Source organism: Enterobacter sp. AG326 (assembly GCF_004362415.1).
GTDB lineage: Bacteria > Pseudomonadota > Gammaproteobacteria > Enterobacterales > Enterobacteriaceae > Enterobacter > Enterobacter asburiae.
Genome location: NZ_SNXG01000004.1, coordinates 268216 through 285773 on the forward strand (window position 1 = coordinate 268216; position 17558 = coordinate 285773).

At 55.2% G+C, this 17558-nt stretch carries 17 protein-coding genes and 1 pseudogene; 10 read left to right on the top strand and 8 right to left on the bottom strand.

From position 1 onward, the window contains the following. The first annotated feature begins 13 nt into the window (after window positions 1-13). The 4 genes from DFO52_RS15665 (at window position 14) to yjiA (ending at window position 4544) form a co-directional block, all read left to right on the top strand. Window positions 14-931, top strand: coding sequence for a WYL domain-containing protein (locus DFO52_RS15665; RefSeq protein ID WP_133550721.1), 918 nt, complete (start codon window positions 14-16; stop codon window positions 929-931). Between the two features lie 191 nt (window positions 932-1122). After that, complete coding sequence (locus DFO52_RS15670; protein WP_023334384.1) at window positions 1123-3276, top strand: carbon starvation CstA family protein; 2154 nt, start codon at window positions 1123-1125, stop codon at window positions 3274-3276. 100 nt (window positions 3277-3376) lie between these two features. Then, entirely contained in the window at window positions 3377-3580 is a 204-nt protein-coding gene (locus tag DFO52_RS15675; protein ID WP_003856610.1) for a YbdD/YjiX family protein, read from the top strand. Window positions 3581-3590: 10 nt separating this feature from the next. Next, entirely contained in the window at window positions 3591-4544 is a 954-nt protein-coding gene (gene yjiA, locus DFO52_RS15680; RefSeq protein WP_133550722.1) for a GTPase, read from the top strand. Window positions 4545-5019: 475 nt separating this feature from the next. Here the strand turns inward: yjiA and DFO52_RS15685 are convergent, their stop codons facing one another. Beyond that, window positions 5020-6378: an esterase-like activity of phytase family protein gene (locus tag DFO52_RS15685; protein ID WP_133550723.1), complete on the bottom strand. Its 1359-nt coding sequence runs from the start codon at window positions 6376-6378 to the stop codon at window positions 5020-5022. A 411-nt stretch (window positions 6379-6789) separates the two neighbouring features. On the opposite strand from DFO52_RS15685, the gene DFO52_RS15690 reads away from it, so the two are divergent. Together DFO52_RS15690 and DFO52_RS15695 are read left to right on the top strand one after the other, a co-directional pair. Next, a complete protein-coding gene (locus tag DFO52_RS15690) occupies window positions 6790-7335 on the top strand; it encodes a YfaZ family outer membrane protein (RefSeq protein WP_023310269.1) in 546 nt (181 codons plus the stop codon). Then, a complete protein-coding gene (locus DFO52_RS15695) occupies window positions 7335-7655 on the top strand; it encodes a hypothetical protein (protein ID WP_028015390.1) in 321 nt (106 codons plus the stop codon). Before DFO52_RS15690 ends, DFO52_RS15695 begins: the two co-directional genes overlap by 1 nt. Before the next feature lie 45 nt (window positions 7656-7700). Here DFO52_RS15695 and DFO52_RS15700 read toward each other — a convergent pair whose 3' ends face one another. Beyond that, a complete protein-coding gene (locus DFO52_RS15700) occupies window positions 7701-9071 on the bottom strand; it encodes an NAD-dependent succinate-semialdehyde dehydrogenase (RefSeq protein WP_133550724.1) in 1371 nt (456 codons plus the stop codon). Between the two features lie 151 nt (window positions 9072-9222). Here DFO52_RS15700 and DFO52_RS15705 point away from each other — a divergent pair, with 151 nt between their 5' ends. The 3 genes and pseudogenes from DFO52_RS15705 to DFO52_RS15715 all read left to right on the top strand — a co-directional run bounded on the left by DFO52_RS15705 (window position 9223) and on the right by DFO52_RS15715 (window position 11908). Next, complete coding sequence (locus DFO52_RS15705) at window positions 9223-9966, top strand: AraC family transcriptional regulator (RefSeq protein ID WP_133550725.1); 744 nt, start codon at window positions 9223-9225, stop codon at window positions 9964-9966. Window positions 9967-10013: 47 nt separating this feature from the next. After that, window positions 10014-10661: a LysE family translocator gene (locus tag DFO52_RS15710; protein ID WP_133550726.1), complete on the top strand. Its 648-nt coding sequence runs from the start codon at window positions 10014-10016 to the stop codon at window positions 10659-10661. Between the two features lie 105 nt (window positions 10662-10766). Next, a pseudogene (locus tag DFO52_RS15715) lies at window positions 10767-11908 on the top strand (restriction endonuclease). 51 nt (window positions 11909-11959) lie between these two features. On the opposite strand, the gene tssD reads toward DFO52_RS15715, so the two are convergent. From tssD to DFO52_RS15730, 3 genes are read right to left on the bottom strand one after another with little or no spacing between them, the layout of a single operon-like run. Next, the gene (tssD, locus tag DFO52_RS15720) at window positions 11960-12451 is read right to left on the bottom strand and encodes a type VI secretion system tube protein TssD (protein WP_133550727.1); all 492 of its coding nucleotides are present in this window, start codon (window positions 12449-12451) and stop codon (window positions 11960-11962) included. Then, window positions 12452-12964, bottom strand: a complete 513-nt coding sequence (locus DFO52_RS15725; RefSeq protein ID WP_133550728.1) for a hypothetical protein — start codon at window positions 12962-12964, stop codon at window positions 12452-12454. Next, entirely contained in the window at window positions 12964-13326 is a 363-nt protein-coding gene (locus DFO52_RS15730) for a tlde1 domain-containing protein (RefSeq protein ID WP_133550729.1), read from the bottom strand. The genes DFO52_RS15725 and DFO52_RS15730 overlap by 1 nt, the downstream gene beginning before the upstream one ends. Before the next feature lie 246 nt (window positions 13327-13572). On the opposite strand from DFO52_RS15730, the gene DFO52_RS15735 reads away from it, so the two are divergent. Beyond that, window positions 13573-14844 carry a DUF445 domain-containing protein gene (locus DFO52_RS15735; protein ID WP_059347227.1) on the top strand — a complete coding sequence of 424 codons (1272 nt, stop codon included), beginning with the start codon at window positions 13573-13575 and terminating at the stop codon, window positions 14842-14844. Here DFO52_RS15735 and DFO52_RS15740 read toward each other — a convergent pair. The 3 genes from DFO52_RS15740 to DFO52_RS15750 are packed head-to-tail and all read right to left on the bottom strand — an operon-like array spanning window position 14841 to window position 17456. Continuing rightward, the gene (locus tag DFO52_RS15740) at window positions 14841-15917 is read right to left on the bottom strand and encodes a DUF2955 domain-containing protein (RefSeq protein ID WP_121932426.1); all 1077 of its coding nucleotides are present in this window, start codon (window positions 15915-15917) and stop codon (window positions 14841-14843) included. The genes DFO52_RS15735 and DFO52_RS15740 overlap by 4 nt on opposite strands. 4 nt (window positions 15918-15921) lie before the next feature. After that, window positions 15922-16989, bottom strand: coding sequence for an HlyD family secretion protein (locus DFO52_RS15745; RefSeq protein ID WP_133550730.1), 1068 nt, complete (start codon window positions 16987-16989; stop codon window positions 15922-15924). Continuing rightward, window positions 16986-17456: a MarR family transcriptional regulator gene (locus DFO52_RS15750; RefSeq protein ID WP_133550731.1), complete on the bottom strand. Its 471-nt coding sequence runs from the start codon at window positions 17454-17456 to the stop codon at window positions 16986-16988. Before DFO52_RS15750 ends, DFO52_RS15745 begins: the two co-directional genes overlap by 4 nt. Window positions 17457-17558 lie beyond the last annotated feature (102 nt).

Genomic DNA, 17558 nt, shown 5'->3' on the forward strand with positions numbered 1-17558 from the left:
ACAGGATGACCTTATGGCTAAAACGACGCGGAGCCGCTCGGCTGAACGTCTGGTCGATATTCTGGTTGAGCTACATTTAAACGGTGTGGTAAACCGCAGTGCGCTAATGGAGAAATTTAAAATTACCGAGCGTACCGTCTACCGGGATTTAAATGCCCTCTCCCCCATTGTTGAACATACCGGTAACGGGCTATATCGACTGATCCATTCCGCACAATCGCCCGGCGGACAAGGCCTACATCACACCCTTTCTAACTTCCTGAATGCTGACAGCTTTTTCCCTGAAAGAAATACGGAATTCTGGCAGAAGCTCGAAACGCGCGTTGACGAAAACCATATTCTTATTCTTGCGAATGAAGCAGAACACACGGTAGAACGTGATATTCGCCGTTATTTAACAAAAATCGAGAAATCGATTAAAAACCATAATGTTTGTCAGATCGTTTATAAGGGAAAAACCCGTCTGATTAATCCCTATAAACTCATTAACAAAAAAAATATATGGTATTTACAAGCCACCGAAAATAGCCGCCTGAAATCCTTCTCATTGAGCCAGATTAGCTGGTTTGATATTCAGAAAACGACCTTTACGCCCGAAGAAAATGTCCTTGAGCTGCTGGAGAAAAGCCTCGATCCCTGGGTGTCCGAAAATACTTTCGCAGTGAAAATATTTATCAAAGATAATATTTCACATTACTTCCTGCGCCGCGATCTTCTGCCGGAACAGGAGCTGCTGGAGGAACAACAGGGCGGCGTCACACTGCGCTGCCAGGCGGCGCACGAGAACCAGATCCTGCCGCTGCTGTTCTACTGGCTGCCCCACATTCAGATTCTGGAACCGAACTGGCTGAAGGAAAAACTGATTAGAACGCTGGAGAACTATCTGGCCGTGGAGCGTAACCCGAATAATCAAGTGATCTCAATCACATAATTTCGCCCCCTGGCGGCGAGCCGGAACCGCTCGTCGCCCCCTTTGACCGCTCACCCGGCACTTTCAACCACTCATTCATTTACCGTCCTTTACACGCGCGAGGATCTGGCACGATCGCTCCAGCATTAATCAATACCTCCTCACAACGAACCCTGACCCTTTTTTCTTTACATAAAAAACCAGGTCTTACTATGGATACTAAAAAACTACTGAAGCACGTGCCCTGGGCCTTACTCGGGATCCTCGGCGCTTTCTGTCTGGCGGTTGTCGCATTACGCCGGGGCGAACACGTAAGCGCCCTGTGGATCGTGGTCGCGTCGGTTTCCGTCTATCTTGTTGCTTATCGCTACTACAGCTTGTACATCGCGCAGAAGGTCATGAAGCTCGACCCGACGCGCGCCACCCCGGCGGTCATTAACAATGACGGCCTGAACTACGTGCCAACCAACCGCTACGTGCTGTTTGGTCACCACTTTGCCGCTATCGCCGGTGCAGGCCCGCTGGTGGGTCCGGTGCTGGCCGCGCAGATGGGCTACCTGCCGGGTACCCTGTGGCTGCTTGCCGGCGTAGTGCTGGCGGGTGCGGTGCAGGACTTTATGGTGCTGTTTATCTCTTCTCGCCGTAACGGCGCCTCTCTGGGTGAGATGGTCAAAGAAGAGATGGGCCGCGTGCCGGGGACCATCGCCCTGTTCGGCTGCTTCCTGATTATGATCATCATCCTCGCGGTGCTGGCCCTGATCGTGGTGAAAGCGCTGGCCGAAAGTCCGTGGGGTGTCTTCACCGTCTGCTCAACCGTGCCGATTGCGCTGTTCATGGGTATCTACATGCGCTTCCTGCGTCCGGGACGCGTGGGTGAAGTGTCGGTGATTGGTATCGTGCTGCTGGTGGCCTCTATCTACTTCGGCGGCGTGATTGCGCACGACCCGTACTGGGGCCCGGCGCTGACCTTCAAGGACACCACCATTACCTTCGCGCTGATTGGCTATGCGTTTATCTCCGCGCTGCTGCCGGTCTGGCTGATTCTGGCCCCGCGTGACTACCTGGCGACCTTCCTCAAAATCGGCGTTATCGTCGGTCTGGCGATCGGCATCCTGGTGATTAACCCGGATCTGAAAATGCCTGCGGTAACGCAGTACATCGACGGTACCGGCCCGCTGTGGAAAGGCGCCCTGTTCCCGTTCCTGTTCATCACCATCGCCTGCGGTGCGGTCTCCGGCTTCCACGCCCTGATTGCGTCCGGTACCACGCCTAAGCTGCTGGCGAACGAGAAAGACGCGCGTCTGATCGGCTACGGCGCGATGCTGATGGAGTCCTTCGTGGCGATCATGGCGCTGGTTGCCGCGTCTATCATCGAACCGGGTCTCTACTTCGCGATGAACACCCCGCCTGCGGGCCTCGGCATCACCATGCCAAACCTGCACGAAATGGGCGGTGACAACGCGGCGCTGATTATGGCGCAGCTGAAGGACGCTAGCGCACACGCCGCGGCTACCGTCAGCTCCTGGGGATTCGTGATTTCGCCTGAGCAGATTATGCAAACCGCGAAGGACATCGGCGAACCATCCGTGCTGAACCGCGCCGGCGGTGCACCGACGCTGGCCGTCGGTATCGCACACGTGTTCCACAAAGTGCTGCCGTGGGCGGACATGGGCTTCTGGTACCACTTCGGTATTCTGTTCGAAGCGCTGTTCATCCTGACCGCGCTGGACGCCGGTACCCGTGCGGGCCGCTTCATGCTGCAAGATTTGCTCGGTAACTTCGTGCCGTTCCTGAAGAAAACCGACTCTCTGGTAGCGGGCATTCTGGGTACGGCGGGATGCGTCGGCCTGTGGGGCTACCTGCTGTATCAGGGCGTTGTCGACCCGCTCGGCGGCGTGAAGAGCCTGTGGCCGCTGTTCGGTATCTCCAACCAGATGCTCGCAGCCGTTGCTCTAGTGCTGGGTACCGTGGTCCTCGTGAAGATGAAGCGCACCAAATACATCTGGGTAACGGTTGTTCCTGCGCTGTGGCTGCTGCTCTGCACCACCTGGGCGCTTGGCCTGAAGCTGTTCAGCGCCAACCCGCAGCTGGAAGGCTTCTTCTTCATGGCTAACCAGTACAAAGAGAAGATTGCCGCAGGCGGCGCGGATCTCACCGCTCAGCAGATTGCCAACATGAACCATATCGTGGTGAACAACTACACCAACGCGGGTCTGAGCATTCTGTTCCTGGTGGTGGTGTACAGCATCATCTTCTACGGCATCAAAACCTGGCTGAACGTGCGCAACGCCGACGGTCGTACGGATAAAGAAACCCCGTACGTGCCGGTGCCGGAAGGCGGCGTGAAGACCTCTTCACACCATTAATCCGCAATCCTCCCCCTCTCCCTTTGGGAGAGGGCTGGGGTGAGGGGAACATAAGCCCAGCGGACTCACATCGCCGGGCTTTTTCTGTCTGGAACCCACAATGTTTGGTAACTTAGGCGAAGCAAAAAAATACCTCGGTCAGGCGGCGAAAATGCTGATTGGCATTCCGGACTATGACAACTACGTTGAGCATATGAAGACCAACCATCCGGATAAGCCGTACATGACCTACACCGAATTCTTCCGCGAGCGTCAGGAAGCGCGCTACGGCGGAAGTGGAGAAGGCGGCGTCCGCTGCTGCTAAAGGAGAGACCATGACCCCGATTGCCGTTACCCTGCTGACCGGTTTTCTCGGCGCCGGTAAAACCACCCTGCTGCGCCACATCCTGAATGAACAGCACGGCTTCAAAATCGCCGTCATCGAAAACGAATTCGGTGAGGTCTCGGTAGACGATCAGCTGATTGGCGATCGCGCCACCCAGATCAAAACCCTGACCAACGGCTGCATCTGCTGCACCCGCTCTAACGAATTAGAAGACGCCCTGCTGGACCTGCTCGACAGCCGCGACCGCGGCGAGATCGACTTTGACCGACTGGTGATCGAATGCACCGGCATGGCCGACCCCGGCCCGATTATTCAGACCTTTTTCTCTCACGAGATCCTCTGCCAGCGCTACCTGCTGGACGGCGTAATTGCCCTGGTCGATGCGGTTCACGCCGACGAGCAGATGAACCAGTTCACCATCGCCCAGTCTCAGGTGGGCTACGCCGACCGCATCCTGCTGACCAAAACCGACATGGCGGGCGAAAGCGTTAAGCTGCGCGAGCGCCTGACGCGCATTAACTCCCGCGCGCCGATTTATACGGTGACGCACGGCGACATCGATCTGTCTCAGCTGTTCAACACCAACGGCTTTATGCTGGAAGAGAACGTCACCGCAAAACCGCGCTTCCACTTTATGGGAGATAAGCAAAACGACGTGGCGTCGATTGTGGTCGAGCTGGACTATCCGGTGGACATCAGCGAGGTTTCGCGGGTGATGGAAAACCTGCTGCTGTCGTTTGCCGACAAGCTGCTGCGCTACAAAGGGATGCTGTGGATTGACGGCGAGCCGAACCGTCTGCTGTTCCAGGGCGTACAGCGCCTGTACAGCGCAGACTGGGACAGGCCATGGGGCGATGAAGCGCCGCGCAGCGTGATGGTGTTTATCGGTATCCAACTCCCGGAAGAAGAAATTCGGGCGGCGCTTGCAGGGCTGAAGAAATAACCGCTATGCATCTCCTCTCCCCTGTGGGGCTGAGGGATCCCGGTAATTTTTTAACCTGAAGCGATGAATGTTGCTTCAGAAAAATTAGTGGCTCACAGCGATGCCCTGGTCCGGCTGTAAATCGCCGAGGCGTTTCCGTAAGGCCGGGGCGAGGCGCAGGGATGCGCCGAGAGGGCGTGGCCTGCAGGGATGCAGACTCATGCCCGACCCGATAGCCTGAAGGAATAAGCTGAGGGTACCGCGAAGCGGCGATTTACCGCCGGGAGCCCGGGTCGCCAGGGTGGTGGCGATTAAGCCACCCTGGCACGTTCACAGGTCATGCCGTTACAGAGTAGCGAGGAACATAGAGTGAACGGAATAACCTCCACAGCCGTATGTTCCCCCTCACCCCAGCCCTCTCCCTAAAGGGAGAGGGAGCCGTCTGTGCAGGCATTATCTTGTGGGGATACCCCAGCCTTTAGCAAGAAGGGTAAACTTATTTCACCGCTTCCGGCAGCGTTATAATCCACAGCTCGCTGTCCGACTCCGGCTTCTTCAGCGGCTTCACGCTGAGCGTGGTTTCCACCGGTTTATCATCCAGCGTCAGCTTGCCTTCCGCGTTCACCCGATAATCCTTGAGCTTCTTGCCCTCGACCGGGTTTTGCATCGCAACCTTAACGCCAAAGTCGTTATCGTTCGCCACCGCAAGCGTTTTGCTGTCGATCAGCGCCAGCCCTTCGGCCTTCTCCTGCTGCCAGCCCAGCGCGCGCAGATCCACGACCTGCGTTTTAGCCGCAAGCGTTATGCCGCGCTGCGCCAGGGTTTTCTCATCATCAAACTCCGGGTACTCGCCCGGCTTGTCAAAGGCGGTCAGGTCGCTCGCCTTGCTGAGATCCACCTTGTAAATCAGGTTACGCATGCCGTCGTTTTTATCACTTCCCTGCTCAATCAGCAGGATGTGCTGGTCATCAAGCGCCACGATGTCGCCGATTTTGGCGTCGCTGTTTTTGTCATAAGCCGCGCTGTCGATAGGGTAACCGTACATCGCCGTTTTCCCGGTTGCCGGGTCGAAGCTCACCAGACGCGTAAACAGCGCCTGCTTTTTGCTCTTACCGTCGATATCAAGCGTGCTTTGCACGGCAGCGATAATACGCCCGTCCGGCATCCGGGTCAGGCCTTCAAAGCCCCGATTCGCCTGGCGCCATTTGATAATGTTTGGCAGGCCGCCCGCGATGGATTTCTCCCCTTCCGCAGCCTGCGGCCCGTGGATCGCCAGGATCTTCCCTTTGCTGTCGACGTTAATCAGGAACGGGCCATACTCGTCGCACAGCCAGTAGCCGCCTTTCCCGTCCGGCGTGATGCCTTCCGTGTCCAGCCCGCGGTTGTCACCCTTCAGGATCTTGAGGGTGTCGCTGAACGCCACTTCATTGGTGGAACCAATCACGCCGCTTTGCAGCGGCAGACCGTTAATCTCGCCTTTATCATCATGCAGCGGGCGGGCATCGACAGCCTCCGCTTTGCCGTTCTGAACGCGGATGGTCATCAGCATCGGCGCAAAATCTGGCGTGACAAATATTTTGGCTTCGTTTTTACCCATTTTTGGCGCATCGGCGTTTGGACCGCGATCGGTCACGGTCGCAAAGGTCAGGGCGTCGCCCTGCTTGCCCGTAAACAGCAGTCCGGAGCCAATGCCCACGGGGAGTCCGTTCGGAAACGCGCTGGCAAACGCGCCGCTGTAGCTCACGTGGGAGCCTTCAGGGAAGCTGACGACATAGCGCTCAGCAGTAGGCTGCGCCGCCAGGCCAGAGAAAGAGAGCGCACAGCCGATAAGTACAGGAATAATTTTTCTTTTCATATTGTTAGCATCCAGTTAGTGAAGCCAACAACGTAAAGAATAAACGTGTCAGAAAAATGACATGGAAGGGAAACCGGCCTGCACGATTGAACGTATATTCATCGCTCGAAATGTAAGGCTTTGTTGTTTTGTGTGACAGGCGAAACATTTTTGGAAATTATTAGAAACCCAATTAATTCATCTCAAATCACTATCCCCGCCTCGTTCAGTTTATGTTTAGTCAAAAAACTAAACGGTTCCTAAACGCTAAAAACATCCCCTGTTGACACCCCGACAATCAAACATCATTGCAACAACTTCAATAAAAAAGTTAACAATATCAGTATAAAACCGCGATTTATATCACATTTGCAGTCATTAACATCGCTTGTTAAGGTGCGCCCAGATGAATTTAATGACGAGGCATAAAACATGAAAAAACTGAATATCCTTCTTCTTTCTGCTCTGGCTGCCGTATCGGGTTCCGCACTGGCGATGGGCGGCACCGTTGAGCAGGGTAAAAACTTTACCAACCTCAATCTGGAAATGGGGAAATCCTCATCCGGTGTTTATCTCGAAAGTAACTGGCTCAAAAACACCGATGACGGTACCCAGACCGGCGGCGTGGGCGCAGGCTACAACCTGGGTCTTGGCCCGGTGATGCTGAATGCGGGCGCAAAAGCCATCTACCTCGGCCCGAAAAAAGGCGATAACGGCGTGGCGTTCCCGATTGGCGGCGGCGTAAACGTTGCGTTGACCGACAGCATCCACGTGTACGGTGAAGGCTATGTGGCACCAGAAGGCCTGAACAACAGCGTGAAAAACTACGTCGAAGCCAACGGCGGCGTAAGCTGGACGCCAATTACGCCAGTGACCCTTAAAGTTGGCTACCGCCACGTGAGCGTGGACGGTAAAGACGGTCGTCCTGGCCACACGCTGATTGACGGCGCATATGTAGGCGGTGGAGTCACCTTCTGATGAAACACCGCATTACCGCGCTTTGCGTTCTGAGCCTCACGCTGATGCTCACCGGCTGCGTCCAGTACAAATGGGTGAAACCGGGCGTCAGCGATGCGGAAATGAATAAAAAGCTCACGGAATGCGAAGCGCAGGCGCTGATCGATCTGCCCCCGGATAACGTAGTGACCGGCTCGAGCTCGGAAAAAACGGACAAAAAGAACAAGAAAAAGGATATTTCCACGAGCTACACGGTTGAAGACGCGAACGAATATCGCCGGGATACGTTAGTCGACAGCTGCATGTTCAAAAGCGGCTGGGACAAGATCGAAGTGCAATAATCCCTTAAAAAAAACCTGCCGGCTGGCAGGTTTTTTTATGATCTCTTACTTACGCACCACCACCAGCTTCTGGTTCACAAATTCTTTGATCCCCAGATCCGACAGCTCGCGCCCGTAGCCGGAGCGCTTCACGCCGCCGAACGGCAGCTCTGGCGCGGTATCGGTGAGCCAGTTGATGTACACCATCCCGGTCTCAATCCGCGACGCCATTTTCTTCGCGCGCTCGATATTCTGGCTGAATACCGCCCCGCCCAGGCCGTAGTGGGAGTCGTTCGCCAGCGCGACCGCCTCGTCGTCGCTTTTCACCACGTAAATCTGCGCCACCGGGCCGAAGAACTCCTCGAAGTACGCCGGGTTGTCGCGGGAGATATTCGTCAGGATCGTCGGTTCGAAGAAACTCCCGTCGCGCTGTACCGGTTTGCCGCCATAGTGCAGCGTGGCACCGTTTTTCACCGCCTCGTTAACCTGTTTGGTCAGCGTTTCGAGCGCATCTTTAGACGACAGCGGCCCCAGCGTGGTGCTTTCGTCCAGCGGATCGCCAATCTTCACCTGCTTAAACGCCTCGGTGAATTTGCTCAGGAAGGCATCCGCAATCTTTTCATGCAGAATAAAGCGCTTCGCCGCGGTGCAGACCTGCCCGGCGTTGTTGAGCCGCGCGTTAACGCCAATTTTCACGGCCTTCTCAAGGTCTGCATCGTCCAGCACCACGAACACGTCGTTACCGCCCAGCTCCAGCGTAGATTTCTTGATGTGCTTCGCCGCCTGCGCGGCCACCACGCTGCCGGCCTTTTCGGAGCCGGTTAATGCGGCACCCTGCACGCGATCGTCGGCAATGATGTTCGCCACCTGCTCGGACGAAATAAACAGGTTGGTCCACGCCCCTTCCGGCGCGCCCGCCTCGCGCACAAGGTGCGCAAAGGTCTCGGCGCAGTGCGGCACGATGCTGGCATGCTTGGCGATGACGGGGTTCCCCGCCGCCAGGTTCGGCGCCAGCACGCGCATCAGCTGGTAATAGGGGAAGTTCCACGGCTCAACGGCCATCAGCACGCCAATGGGGTGATGCTCTACCCAGGCTTCACCGAGTTCTGAATCATATTTCACCGGGGCCAGGAACCGCTGCGCGTTGTCGGCGTAGTAGCGGGCGATCTGCGCGCACAGCTTCACCTCGCCGCGGCTCTGTTCGATGAGCTTACCCATCTCCTGGCTGGCGATTTTAGCCAGATCCTCCACGCGCTCGTCGATCAGATCGGCAAGCTTATGCAGCACCGGCAGACGCTGGCTGATGTCGCCTTTCGCCCAGTCCGAATGATAAAGCGCATCGGCCGCCCTGAGCGCCGCTTCGATATCCGCGTCGGTATGTGAGGGGTATTCTTTGATGAGCTGGTTAGTGGCAGGATTTACTGTCTTATAAGCCATGTCGAATCTCCTTGTTTTACCGCTTAGGGTATTAAGGGTAGTCAACATGACTGGCTATGGACGTAAAGTTGGGTATATCCGGAAGGTTCTTAATGAAGCGCTGCCAGAGGGTTCGCTGACGTGGTATAAAAAATCTTCAGAAGGAGCGCCCATGACCGATATCCGATATATCCGCCAGACTTTTCACCGCGCCTCAGGCCTTGAGCTGCGCAGCACCTGGCAGAGTACGCAGGCGTACAAACGCCACAGTCACCCTCAGCTCTCCATCGGCGCGATTGTGGAGGGTCAGACCTGCTGCGTGTGTTTTGACAGAGAGTACATCCTTAATCCCGGGGACCTCATCGTGATCCCGGCCTGTGCGCCGCACAGCTGCAACCCCGTCGCCGGGCAACCGCGCAGCTACCATATGCTCTACATCGACACCGGGCTTCCGCTGGCGCTACAGGTGATTCGTAGCCCAACCCTGTTTGCTCATTACCTGGACGTTGTCGAGACCCTGTCTCCGGCATCACTGGAGACGCTGCTTTCTGCCCTTCCCCGCGCAGCGGATAACGCTGACGCGCTTCGCGGAACCAGCCAGCAGATTCAGCAGGCGTTTCTTTCCGATCTCACCTGCCCGCCTTCCCTCGACGAGCTTGCCCAACGCTTCTCGCTGCGCAAGGAGACGCTGATTCGCACCTTCAGGCAGGACACCGGCCTGACGCCGGGCAGCTTTCTCAACATCTCCCGCGTGGAGTACGCCAAGGCGCGTCTGCGCGCCGGGGATGATATTGCTGACGTCGGCTACCAGAGCGGTTTTGCCGACCAGAGCCATTTTCATAAGACCTTCGTCAGCTATACCGCCGCCACGCCGCGCCAGTACGCCACCGGCCGATCAATATCAGACAATAAATAGGTTCTGCAGCGCCGTACTCTGACCTCGGATTGTTAACCGAGGTCGCTATGGAACTGTTCTTCCCTTCCGCTTTTCTCGCCCTGGCGCTGGCGCATTTTGTCGCCCTGCTAAGCCCGGGCCCGGATTTCTTCCTGCTGGTGGGCTACGCCGCGCGCTACCAGCTGCGGGGTAGCGCCGGACTGTGCCTCGGCATCGCCGCGGGTAACGCGCTGTACATCCTGCTGGTGATTATCGGCTGGAGTGCGCTGCGCCAGTTTACGTGGCTGTTTACGCTTATCGAGCTTTGCGGGGCGCTGTACCTGCTGTGGATCGGATCGCATCTGATTCGCAGCCGCCAGCAGGCGCGGGCGCTGAATGAAACTCACCAGCGCTTCCCGTCGCTGCAAAAGCATATCCTGCTGGGGTTCGGTTCGGCGCTGTTAAACCCGAAGAACGCGCTGTTCTATCTGGCGCTGATGACGGCGCTGCTGGGGCCGGACGTCACGCTGCTTCAGCAATCGGCCTGCGGCGTCTGGATGGTAATGGTGGTGCTGGTGTGGGATCTGGCGCTGGTGTCGCTGATGGGGTTGACCGTGGTTCAACAGAAGCTCAGCCGTTCGCTGTGGTGGATTGAGCGCACGGCGGGGGTGGTGCTGATGGGGTTTGGGGGATGGGTGCTGTGGCGGTTGGTGGCAAATAGTGTTTTGCCCATATAGAAAACTTACAAGATCATTATTACCTTTCAAAATAAGTGACTTAGCTATGAGTATTTATTCCCTGACGTGGCAAGCTAAATCCAAAGCAATCGTTAAGGGAACAACGTGAAAAATTACAAAGTCATTACGCCACTTTTTCCAACCTATGCGCAGGTTCAGGCAATGATGAAAGCCGTCTACGGCTATTCCGTGAATTCTGTACGTAACATGATCAATGCAATTCAGGAACAAACCGGCACGCCGCAAAACCCGGTTGACTGCTCCGAACCTGATATGTGGATCAACGAACGCCTGAAAGGCGAAGACGCTGAGATCGCGCTGCGGATCTGGGATCAGGATAACCACATTCTCAATCCGCGCCATAGTTACGGTAGCTATTTGTTTCTAAACTCTTCTGTCTTCGAACTGATGGAAACGACGCCGAAAGATACCTGGGTACCCACCGAGGGCGGGCAGCAATTCCTGAATAATGATGATGCCACGTTACGCACGCTGGACGATAAAGAAGGGTTACTGCAACTTCTTGAACTGCTGGCGGGACGTGAAATGTCCCGTCGTGCTGACTTACTCCCGGAATGGCAGGCTTTTTTACACCAGCATTCAAAATTCGCTTCTACCAGTTCCATCAAAAGCACCTTCTACTCGCGCCTCTATAACCTGATCGATCGCGATATGGTCGCCCACGAAGGGATGAGTTAATACATCACCGATAAAGGCCGGGCATGGCTGGCAAATGCCTTACCGGCCCGCGCTACAACCAGCAGCAAAAAGAACAGCTACGTGAACAAATCAGCACCATGAATCCCTACAAGTTTGAGCATCTGATTGGTCAACTTCTGGAGGCGATGGGTTATGAACAGGTGGAAGTGACCAAAGCATCGGGCGATAAGGGCGTCGACGTCGTCGGCAGAGTACAGGTGGGCATTACCACCATCACGGAAGTGGTGCAGGTTAAGCGTATGCAGAGCAATATTACCCGTCCTGTAATCGACCAGTTACGAGGTGCGTTGCCTTATCACAGTGCGATCCGGGGCACGCTCATCACCACGGGTCGTTTTGCCGGGAACTGTGAAAAAGCGGCTCTGCATCCCGGAGCTGCTCCTATTACCCTGATAGATGGTGACCGACTGCTAGAACTGCTGATTGAGAATAATGTCGGCATCCGACGCAGTAACGCGGTCGAGCTGCTGGATGTGGATTTACAGCTTTTTGATGAGCTGGAAGAGGGATTAAAAGGCGAAATTTAATATCATCGCACTCTGTCTCCGGGAAACAGTCTGTATCCCGGAGACACTTAATCAAGCCCCCAACCGATAATCCCAGTCATCCGAATGAATAACGTTACCGTCACGGTAGTGCCAGGTAATCTTTTCATAACGAAGCAGAATAAGCTCCAGATGCCCCTGTTTTTCATGATAAATCTCTTTCACGTCATGCATCAATGAAAACAACGTGACGACCTTCACCGCTTCCAGCGCGATCGTGAAATAGATTTCTTCCTGACCGGCATCATTGATTCTGTAAAGGTCGATAGTCGCTTTTCTTAGCGTACCGCCCGTGCTAAGCGCTTTATAGAGATAAACGCTGGAGGCATCAATTTCCTTTTCAATGAGAAAAGGGCGATGCTGGCATTTGCTCAACACTCTGCCATTATGGAGGTCAGAATTATAGCTTACGTTATGATAGAGTCCTAAAACCTCAATCTGATTTTCACGGTCTTCAACTTTCACGCTCCCTTTTATAATATTACCCGCATCGTCAGTTAATGTCATATATCCCGGAATGGCCATTTAAATATCCTTATCGAATGGAACAGAGTGTTCAACGGTGGCGATCATTACGACGAGACATCTTTTCCCCTCCGGACTGTTAACCTTAAACATCTCCCTGATTGAATCGACATAAAGCTTATTGCTCTCTGCTTCCGTCTCAGGGAAATTGGCAAAAGCGCAGACTTGTTCAATAGTGAGCAACGGCTTATCGTCTTTTAAGATTGCTAAGACACCTTCAGGGTTATGCGGGATGGCTTCAGAAAGTGCCGCCTTTAAATCTTCAGCCGTACTGGCATCCACGCCGGGTTCAAGGGCACTCGCTACGGCTAACCATGCTTGTGTGCCGCTCCTAATTTTCGGGATGATATGGTTCCACCATTCCGACTCACCGTTATCATTTGAATCCATTTCACTTACAACGGTCCTGGCACCTTTGTCATTTATCATTTGCAATATCTGTTCAGGAGTGTGGTTTTTGGCAAATAAACCCACCGGCAAGCACAAGAAGAACAGCGCAATAATATACTTCATTATCGCACCACCAGAATTGTGTCACCTGAATCATAAATCATATGACGCTTGTCCTGCCCGTTCATAATGATGCAACCTGCTGATGCAGAACCTGGCGGCTGACCTTTTTTATCCCCATGAATCTGAAAATGATCTCTACCAAAGGTATTGGTTCCGGCTATAGGCTCAAGAATTATGGCCTCTGCACTTTTATGATTATTCCATCCGGCAATAAAATAAATACCTCTGGGAATGGGCCCTCTGTTTCGTTGACTTTCACACTCAGGTTTATCTTTCGATTCACCAGCACCGCTGTAGCAGTGAGCGACAAACTCGCCGTTATGGCTCAATACTCCTGTCGATACTTTATATTCCCATGTCATTAATACCGCCTCCTTTTACGAATAGTCTTTTATCTTATGACGAACAAGAAAATCGAAATTACCACGAGGGTCACAAAAACTTACTGTCGAGAATAGATAAGCACAAAAAACATATAAAAATTAATAATAGGTAATTTTAATACATATATTTTTTAATATAATAGCAGTCTGTTCGCTCAGATTATGCATCCCCCTCCTCTTGCACCAGCTTTGCACTTTTGGTGCACTTGCCTCTATCCTTAACCCATGGAAAAAATAGCTGAACTCAAACGCGCCAAGCTGCTGGCGCTGTCGCTGCTGCTGGTTGCCGCCGCGACGTTTATCACCACCCTGTTCCTGCCGCAGACCTTCTGGGTGCGCGGCGTGAAGGCCATTGCCGAGGCGGCGATGGTCGGCGCGCTGGCAGACTGGTTTGCTGTGGTTGCGCTGTTCCGTCGGGTGCCCATTCCGTTTATCTCGCGCCATACGGCGATTATCCCGCGCAATAAAGACCGAATTGGCGACAATCTCGGCCAGTTTGTGCAAGAGAAGTTTCTTGATACCCAGTCGCTGGTCGCATTGATTCGCCGCTATGAACCCGCCCAGATGATCGGCGCCTGGTTCAGTAAACCGGACAACGCCCAGCGCGTCGGGCTGCACTTGATGCAGGTGATGAGCGGTTTTCTCGAACTGACCGACGACGGACGCATTCAGCGCCTGCTGAAACGGGCGGTGCATAAGGCCATCGACAAGGTCGATTTCACCGAAACCAGCGCCGTGATGCTGGAGAGCATGACCAAAAACAACCGCCACCAGGTGCTGCTGGATGCGATCATCAATCGTCTGATTACCCTGATTCAGCGGGAGAGCACGCGGGACTTTATTGCCGATCAAATTGTCCACTGGCTGAAGACCGAACACCCGCGCAAGGCGATGGTGCTGCCCACCGAGTGGCTGGGCGATCAAAGCGCGGAGATGGTGTCGAACGCGGTGAACGCGCTGCTGGACGATATCAGCCACGACCGCACGCACCAGATCCGCCAGGCGTTCGACCGCGCCACGCTGAAGCTTATCGACAACCTGAAAAACGATCCGGAAATGGCGGCAAAAGCTGACAACATCAAGCACTACCTGAAAAACGATGAGGCGTTTAACCGCTATTTGGGAGAGATGTGGGCCGACCTGCGCCAGTGGCTGAAAGCGGATATGCAAAGCGAGGATTCGCGCGTGAAGCAGCGCATCGCCAACGCCGGGCTGTGGTTTGGCGAAACGCTTTCTAATGACGCCAGCCTGCGGGCGTCGCTAAACGAGCATCTGGAGCAGGCCGCGCACCGCCTCGCGCCGGATTTCGCGGCGTTTCTGACTCGCCACATCAGCGACACGGTCAAAAGCTGGGACGCCAAAGACATGTCCCGCCAGATTGAACTCAATATCGGTAAAGACCTGCAGTTCATCCGCGTCAACGGCACGCTGGTTGGCGGGACGATTGGCCTGATCCTGTTTTTACTCTCGCAGCTGCCTGCCGTGCTGGGACATTAATCTACTTTGGGCGGCGCGATGACGTAGCGCGTTGCCTCGAAGCGGTTGAGGATAAGGTGCACCAGGAAGACCATCGTCAGCGTTGCGACCAGCGAAAAGGTGACGGAGGTGATGCGGTACAGATCGCTGAACACCAGGTCAGTGTCCGGGTGCATGTTCTGCCCGAACATAATGCCGATGGTCGTGATGCTGGAAAATCCCACGCCCGCGCCCACCTTTTCCATCACGTGCAGGCGCGCGCCAAACGCCAGCCCGAGGCCGATCAGCGGCATCATCAATAGCATATGGCTGCTGTGATCGTAGAGGATCAGCTGCACCACCAGAATGTAGAGACAGCCCAGCACCACGCCGACCACGCGCCAGATCGAGCTCATCACCGAACCGCGGTAGTGCATCGGGAACAGGATCAAAATCCCCGCCATCAGCGCCGAAAGCGAATCGCTTAAGTCGCTAATCTGAAACACCACGAATATCAGCGTCGCGACGGTGCCGGAGAGCAGCGACTCGTGGCGCACGCGGGCATCGTCTTTCTCAATCAGCGGCGGCGGCCTGCGGGGCTCCACGTCCGGCAGGAGGTAGTTCATCAGCGCGCTCAGGCACACCGCCATCACGCTCGCTTCGATGTTGGAAAACAGCAGCGTGTGCCAGCTGGTCGTGGGGTAGCTCATAAAGTTGAGCATCACGCTCTGGCACACCACGCCCATTGAGCCAAACAGGAACAGCGGCCCCTTGCTCATAAAACGAAAACGCATCACGTACAGGGCAAACACCACCAGCGTCATGATGGCCGGCCATTGCGACAGATAGCCGATAATGAAGATCATTTCGACGCAGTTTAGCGCGGCGCTGAAGATAAACTGCTTCGCCACGTGGCGATTAAAGACCGGCACCAGCGACAGCAGCATGATCGGATAGACCACAAAAAACACGCCGTAGCTGGTGTTGTAGAAGCTGGAGATGCTCAGCGCAATCATCCCGGCAAATACGATGCGCAGGGTCTGGCGAAAGTCGTTTGCCGTATAGACGATGTTGCCGTGCGGGGTAAACACCCGCGCCAGGGTGCTAATAGACATCGAACTAATAAACATAGTGAAGCAGGCTCACCAGGTGGATCTGCATCCCGGAGAAGAAGCGCGCAAACGGCCCCTCGCTGTTGTAGAGCTGCACGGTGGCGCGCGCGCCGGTCGGCAGATGCTTCGGCAACGCTTCATCCAGCGTAACGTGAATGCGCATCCGCTGAGCGTCACGCACCCAGCGGTTGGAGGTTTCAGGTTCGGACAGCTGACCGTTCACGGCCTCCTGACCTGCCAGTATCCCCGCGTCGCTGCTGGTCACGTGGGCGCGGAAAACGTGCCCCGGGAAGGCATCGAACACCACGGCGGCGTCGGTGCCCTGATGGGTGTGGCGCAGGCTCTTCTCGCGGAAATCGGCGACGATATCGGTCTGGTTGTTCACCAGCGCCAGAGCGGCGGAGCCGGATGAGGCATAGAAACCAGGGCTTAACTGCAGGTTACTGACCGTGCCGTCCGCCTGGGCGTAGACCTTCGTCCAGCCGAGGTTAAGTTCCGCCTCATCCAGCGCGTTACGGTATTTTTGCAGCGTCACGTTGCGATGCTCGTCCCGCTCGCCGCGCTGAATGCGCAGGTTATGGATATTGGCCTGAATGGAGCTGACGGACTGTTCGCTGCTCTGCCAGGTGGTGCGAACCTTATCCAGATCCGCCTGCGAGACGTTCTGCAGGGTGCTCAGCTTCTGGTAGCGATCGAAGGTCACTTTATCGTTACGCGCGTTCAACACGGCGGTTTTCAGGCTGGCCTGCGCGGCAGCGATCTGCGCATCCAGCTGTTCGTTGGAAAGGCGTGCCTGCTCAAGCGCGATTTGCGCCGCTTCAACTTTATTGCGAAACGGCGTGTCGTCGAGCTCAAACAGCAGATCGCCTTTTTTCACCTGGCTGTTGTTGTGGACATGTACCGCCGCCACGTAGCCGGAGACGCGCGGAGAAACAGGCGTCACCACGCGCATCACGGTGGAGTCCGGCGTCAGCGGGATCCAGATATCCGCGACGATAAAGTAGACAAACATCAGCAGGAAAGAGGCAATACTCACCCTTACCCAGCGGGCAAACTTTTGTTCAGGGGTCATTATTTTTCGGTCTTGTTATCTTCTTCGCGGATAGTCCGCAAATTGCAGGCGAATTGATTCAGGGTGGCGCTGAAAATGTCGATATGTTCCGGCGCGATGTTTTGCGATACGCGCGCCTGATAGGTCTCAATCACCTGAGTGAGCCTTTTTAATATGGCTTTTCCCTCAGGCGTCAGCGTCAGAAGCCGGATGCGCTTGTCATAAGGCGATACAGAGCGCAGCAGGTAACCCTGCTTTTCCAGCTGTGTCAGGGTGCGCATCAGCGGCGGCAGTTCAATACCCTGCACCTCCGCCAGCTCACTCATCGAGACGTTATCCCCGAGCTGATGAAGCTGCATCATCACCGTCCAGCTCGACTGGGTTAACCCGGTATCGAGAATGGCGTCGTCGATTACCGCACGCCACTGGCGCACGATCATCGCCATCCGCATGCCCATCGGCCTGCGGCTAAACAGTTCTTCTTCGCTCATGGGGAAACCTCTCGTCACACGCTGCCACGATAATAGTTATCAGGATAAGTATCAAGAAACGAGAGGCGAAAGAGCAGGAATTGCGAAACGACGTTTCCCTCT

What these genes read in the sequence shown, in the direction of transcription:
- DFO52_RS15665 (WP_133550721.1), top strand. Translation starts at nt 14, where the DNA reads ATGGCTAAAACGACGCGGAGCCGCTCGGCTGAACGTCTGGTCGATATT.
- DFO52_RS15670 (WP_023334384.1), top strand. Translation starts at nt 1,123, where the DNA reads ATGGATACTAAAAAACTACTGAAGCACGTGCCCTGGGCCTTACTCGGG.
- DFO52_RS15675 (WP_003856610.1), top strand. Translation starts at nt 3,377, where the DNA reads ATGTTTGGTAACTTAGGCGAAGCAAAAAAATACCTCGGTCAGGCGGCG.
- yjiA (WP_133550722.1), top strand. Translation starts at nt 3,591, where the DNA reads ATGACCCCGATTGCCGTTACCCTGCTGACCGGTTTTCTCGGCGCCGGT.
- DFO52_RS15685 (WP_133550723.1), bottom strand. Translation starts at nt 6,378, where the DNA reads ATGAAAAGAAAAATTATTCCTGTACTTATCGGCTGTGCGCTCTCTTTC.
- DFO52_RS15690 (WP_023310269.1), top strand. Translation starts at nt 6,790, where the DNA reads ATGAAAAAACTGAATATCCTTCTTCTTTCTGCTCTGGCTGCCGTATCG.
- DFO52_RS15695 (WP_028015390.1), top strand. Translation starts at nt 7,335, where the DNA reads ATGAAACACCGCATTACCGCGCTTTGCGTTCTGAGCCTCACGCTGATG.
- DFO52_RS15700 (WP_133550724.1), bottom strand. Translation starts at nt 9,071, where the DNA reads ATGGCTTATAAGACAGTAAATCCTGCCACTAACCAGCTCATCAAAGAA.
- DFO52_RS15705 (WP_133550725.1), top strand. Translation starts at nt 9,223, where the DNA reads ATGACCGATATCCGATATATCCGCCAGACTTTTCACCGCGCCTCAGGC.
- DFO52_RS15710 (WP_133550726.1), top strand. Translation starts at nt 10,014, where the DNA reads ATGGAACTGTTCTTCCCTTCCGCTTTTCTCGCCCTGGCGCTGGCGCAT.
- tssD (WP_133550727.1), bottom strand. Translation starts at nt 12,451, where the DNA reads ATGGCCATTCCGGGATATATGACATTAACTGACGATGCGGGTAATATT.
- DFO52_RS15725 (WP_133550728.1), bottom strand. Translation starts at nt 12,964, where the DNA reads ATGAAGTATATTATTGCGCTGTTCTTCTTGTGCTTGCCGGTGGGTTTA.
- DFO52_RS15730 (WP_133550729.1), bottom strand. Translation starts at nt 13,326, where the DNA reads ATGACATGGGAATATAAAGTATCGACAGGAGTATTGAGCCATAACGGC.
- DFO52_RS15735 (WP_059347227.1), top strand. Translation starts at nt 13,573, where the DNA reads ATGGAAAAAATAGCTGAACTCAAACGCGCCAAGCTGCTGGCGCTGTCG.
- DFO52_RS15740 (WP_121932426.1), bottom strand. Translation starts at nt 15,917, where the DNA reads ATGTCTATTAGCACCCTGGCGCGGGTGTTTACCCCGCACGGCAACATC.
- DFO52_RS15750 (WP_133550731.1), bottom strand. Translation starts at nt 17,456, where the DNA reads ATGAGCGAAGAAGAACTGTTTAGCCGCAGGCCGATGGGCATGCGGATG.